The following is a 3,563-nucleotide window of genomic DNA, read 5'->3' as shown; positions in this document are numbered from 1 at the left end:
GCGGCTTGGCGAACTGGCCTGCCATGCGGCCGACCTTCACCACAGGCACCTTGGCGCCGTAGGTCAGCACCATGGCCATCTGCAGCATCACCTTGAAGGTGTCCCGGATGGCGTTGGCCGAGAACTGGTCGAACGCCTCGGCGCAGTCGCCGCCCTGCAGGAGGAATGCTTCGCCGCGCGAAGCTTTGCCGAGCTCGGTCCGCAGCCGGCGCGCCTCACCTGCAAAAACCAGCGGGGGAAACTTCGAAAGCTGTGCCTCCACGGCCTCCAGCTCTGCCTGATCCTGATAATCGGGCATCTGGATCCGGGGCTTGTTTCTCCAGCTCGATTTGGTCCACTCGCTCATAGGCTTTCTCCCAGAAGTCTCCGTTAGCGAAAACGTCCTGCGCGTATAACGAACGAGCCCGTCCAAGGCCATAGCAAATTGGCTTCCCGGCTTGACCCTTCCCTGCAGTTCTGACCATTTGGAAGGATCATCCTGCAGGCACCTTAAGGGCGAAGCCCCCAAAGCCTTTGGAATGGTTCAGGAAACATCAATCGGGACGAGGTCGGATGCCGGTGCCGCGCAATGTCGTTGATGGGGAGCCGCCCGCCAGACCCCGCCGCTTCGTCTTTGTGCTGCTGCCCGAGTTCACCCTGCTGAGCTTTTCGGCGGCCATCGAGGCGCTGCGCATCGCCAACCGTATGGCGGGGCGCAGGCTCTATGACTGGGTGATCACCGGCGAGGGCGGCGGCACGGTGCAATGCTCGGCGGGGCCGGCCTTTGCGCTCGACTGCGACCTGCCGGATCTGGCGCGCGATGACGTGGTGCTGGTCTGCGGCGGGCTCGACGTGGCCGGGGCCACCACCCGCAAGCTTCTGAACTGGTTGCGGCGCGAGGCGCGGCGCGGGCTCACCATGGGCGGGCTCTGCACCGCGAGCTGGGCGCTGGCCGAGGCCGGACTGCTCGACGGGCGCCGCGCCACCATTCATTGGGAGAACCAGGACAGCTTCGAAGAGGAATTCCCCGAGGTCCAGCTGACGAAGTCGGTCTTCGTGCTCGACGGTAACCGGCTCTCGACCGCGGGCGGCACCGCCTCCATCGACCTGATGCTGAAGCTGATCGCCGACCACCACGGCGAGGAGCTTGCCAACGCGGTGGCCGACCAGCTGGTCTATTCCTCGATCCGCACCGATCAGGACACACAGCGGCTGTCCACGCCCACCCGCATCGGCGTGCGCCACCCGAAGCTGTCGCAGGTCATCAAGAAGATGGAGACCAGCATCGAGGAGCCGATCTCGCCCGCGCTGCTGGCCCGGGACGTCGGCATGTCGACGCGCCAGCTCGAGCGGCTGTTCCGGCGCTATCTCAACCGCAGCCCCAAGCGCTACTACATGGAGCTGCGGCTGCAGAAGGCGCGCAACCTGCTGATGCAGACCGACATGAGCGTGATCAACGTGGCGCTGGCCTGCGGCTTCACCAGCCCCTCGCACTTCTCCAAATGCTATCGGGCGCATTACCAGACCACGCCCTACCGCGAACGCGGATCGCAGGGCGAAAAGGGCGCCTGAGCGCGCTTCGGGTCAACGGCGGGTCAGCCGCGGCTCAGCGCGGCGGGCTCGCGCGGAAAAGCGTTCCCCGGGTCTCGGAGAGAAACCAGATCGCGCCGTCCGGCCCCTGCGCCACGTCGCGGACCCGCTGGGTGGCGTCTGACGAGAGCTTCTCGGCCTCCCTGAGGGGATCGCCGGAAAGCCTTGAGATATAATCGAATTTCAACGATCCCACGAGGGCATCTCCATCCCAGCGACCGCCCGACAGGAAGGTCATGCCCGAGGGCGCGATCGAGGGATCCCAGTAGAACACCGGCTGCTCCATCCCGGGCTTCGACGTGCCCTCGCCGATCTTCGCGCCCGAGTAGTGGCGACCGTAGGAGATCACCGGCCAGCCGTAGTTGGCGCCCTTCTCGATCCGGTTCACCTCGTCGCCGCCCTTCGCGCCGTGCTCGGCCACCCAGAGCCGCCCGCGCCGGTCGAGCGCCGCGCCCTGCGCGTTTCGGTGGCCATAGGACCAGATCTCGCGCCGCGCACCGGAGGTGCCGACGAAGGGGTTGTCGCCGGGCACCTTCCCCGTGCGGGTGATGCGCACCACGGTGCCGTTGTGCCGCGCAAGGTCCTGCGCCGCGTCCGCATCGCCTCGCTCGCCGATGGTGACGAAGAGCGTGCCGTCCGGAGCCTCGACGAGGCGCGAGCCGAAGTGCCGCCCGCCGCCCGAGCCCCGGCTCATCTCGAAAATGGTCTCCGCCGCCTCGAGCCGGCTGCCGTCCTCGGACAGCCTGGCGCGCAGGACCGCGGTGCCGGCGCCGCCGCGCATCGGCTTGGCGTAGCTGAAGAAGAGCTCGCGGCTACTGGCGAAATCGCGTGGGACGAGGATGTCGAGCAGGCCGCCCTGCCCGCCGTCATAGACCTCGGGCACCCCGCCGACGCGCTTCGCGGCCCCGTCCCTGACCGCGACCAGGCGGCCGTCGCGCTCGGTCACGAGGATGGTGCCGTCGGGCAGGAAACCGAACGCCCACGGGCTGTCGAGCCCCTGCACCACAGGCGTCACCGACAGCGTGCCGATCTCCGAGGAGATGTCCTCGGCAGCGGCCAGGCTCAGCGGGCAAAGCGCGAGGATCCCGGAAAAGACGAGTTTTTTCATTGCGGCACCTCCTTTGGCCGATATGGGGCCGGACCACCGGGGAGCAACCCGTATTCCGCAGCGGCAGGCGGTTTGTCGCCCCTTCCATTTCAGCAAAGGCGCGCTTAGGCTTTCCTCCGGACAAAGCGTTCCAAGATGGGAGAACATGACAATGAAAAAGTGGCTTCTGGCTTCTGCTGCCACCACGCTGCTTGCTGCTGGCGCCGTGCACGCCGAGGACGCCAAGATCGGCGTCATCCTCGGCTTCACCGGCCCGATTGAATCGCTCACCCCGTCGATGGGGGCCAGCGCCGAGCTCGCGCTGAAGGAGGTCAATGACAGCGGCGCGTTCCTCGAGGGTGTCACGCTGACCCCGCTGCGCGCCGACAGCACCTGCGTCGACTCCGCCGCAGCAAGTGCCGCCGCAGAGCGCCTGATCACCACCGACGGTATCGTCGCGATCATGGGCGCCGACTGCTCGGGCGTGACCGGTGCGATCCTGTCGAACGTCGCCGTGCCGAACGGCGTGCCGATGATCTCGCCCTCCGCGACCTCGCCGGCCCTGTCCTCGGCCGAGGACAACGGCCTGTTCTTCCGCACCTCGCCGTCCGACGCACGCCAGGGCGAAGTGCTCGCCAACATCCTGGGCGAGCGCGGCATTTCCTCGGTCGCGGTGACCTACACCAACAACGACTACGGCAAGGGCTTCGCCGACAGCTTCGCGGCGGCCTTCGAGGCAGCCGGTGGCGAGATCACCCTCTCGGCGCCCCACGAGGACGGCAAGGGCGACTACTCGGCCGAGATCGGCGCGCTGGCCTCGGCCGGCGGTGACGTGCTCGTGGTGCTGGGCTACTCGGACCAGGGCGGCAAGGGCATGATCCAGGCCGCGCTCGACACCGGCGCCTTC

The 3,563-nt window shown here is 67.5% G+C and carries 4 protein-coding genes; 2 read left to right on the top strand and 2 right to left on the bottom strand.

Translation table 11 applies throughout. The features are described 5' to 3' along the window. Positions 1 to 346 (bottom strand): 3-deoxy-7-phosphoheptulonate synthase (locus HC022_RS21325; RefSeq protein WP_167453757.1); only part of this gene is annotated, 346 nt, incomplete at its 3' end. A 206-nt stretch (positions 347 to 552) separates the two neighbouring features. Between HC022_RS21325 and HC022_RS21320 the strand changes: the two genes are divergently transcribed. Beyond that, positions 553 to 1,551, top strand: a complete 999-nt coding sequence (locus tag HC022_RS21320; protein WP_008886066.1) for a GlxA family transcriptional regulator — start codon at positions 553 to 555, stop codon at positions 1,549 to 1,551. Between the two features lie 34 nt (positions 1,552 to 1,585). Here the strand turns inward: HC022_RS21320 and HC022_RS21315 are convergent, their stop codons facing one another. Beyond that, on the bottom strand, positions 1,586 to 2,677 hold the full coding sequence (locus tag HC022_RS21315) for a PQQ-dependent sugar dehydrogenase (RefSeq protein WP_167453756.1): 1,092 nt from the start codon (positions 2,675 to 2,677) through the stop codon (positions 1,586 to 1,588). Between the two features lie 151 nt (positions 2,678 to 2,828). Here HC022_RS21315 and HC022_RS21310 point away from each other — a divergent pair. After that, positions 2,829 to 3,563: ABC transporter substrate-binding protein (locus HC022_RS21310; RefSeq protein WP_167453755.1), on the top strand; the 735-nt coding region annotated here is incomplete at its 3' end.

The sequence above is a fragment of the Salipiger sp. HF18 genome, from assembly GCF_011806505.1.
GTDB classification, from domain to species: domain Bacteria; phylum Pseudomonadota; class Alphaproteobacteria; order Rhodobacterales; family Rhodobacteraceae; genus Salipiger; species Salipiger thiooxidans.
This window is presented reverse-complemented; position numbering and strand designations above follow the sequence as displayed.

What these genes read in the sequence shown, in the direction of transcription:
- HC022_RS21320 (WP_008886066.1), top strand. Translation starts at nt 553, where the DNA reads ATGCCGGTGCCGCGCAATGTCGTTGATGGGGAGCCGCCCGCCAGACCC.
- HC022_RS21315 (WP_167453756.1), bottom strand. Translation starts at nt 2,677, where the DNA reads ATGAAAAAACTCGTCTTTTCCGGGATCCTCGCGCTTTGCCCGCTGAGC.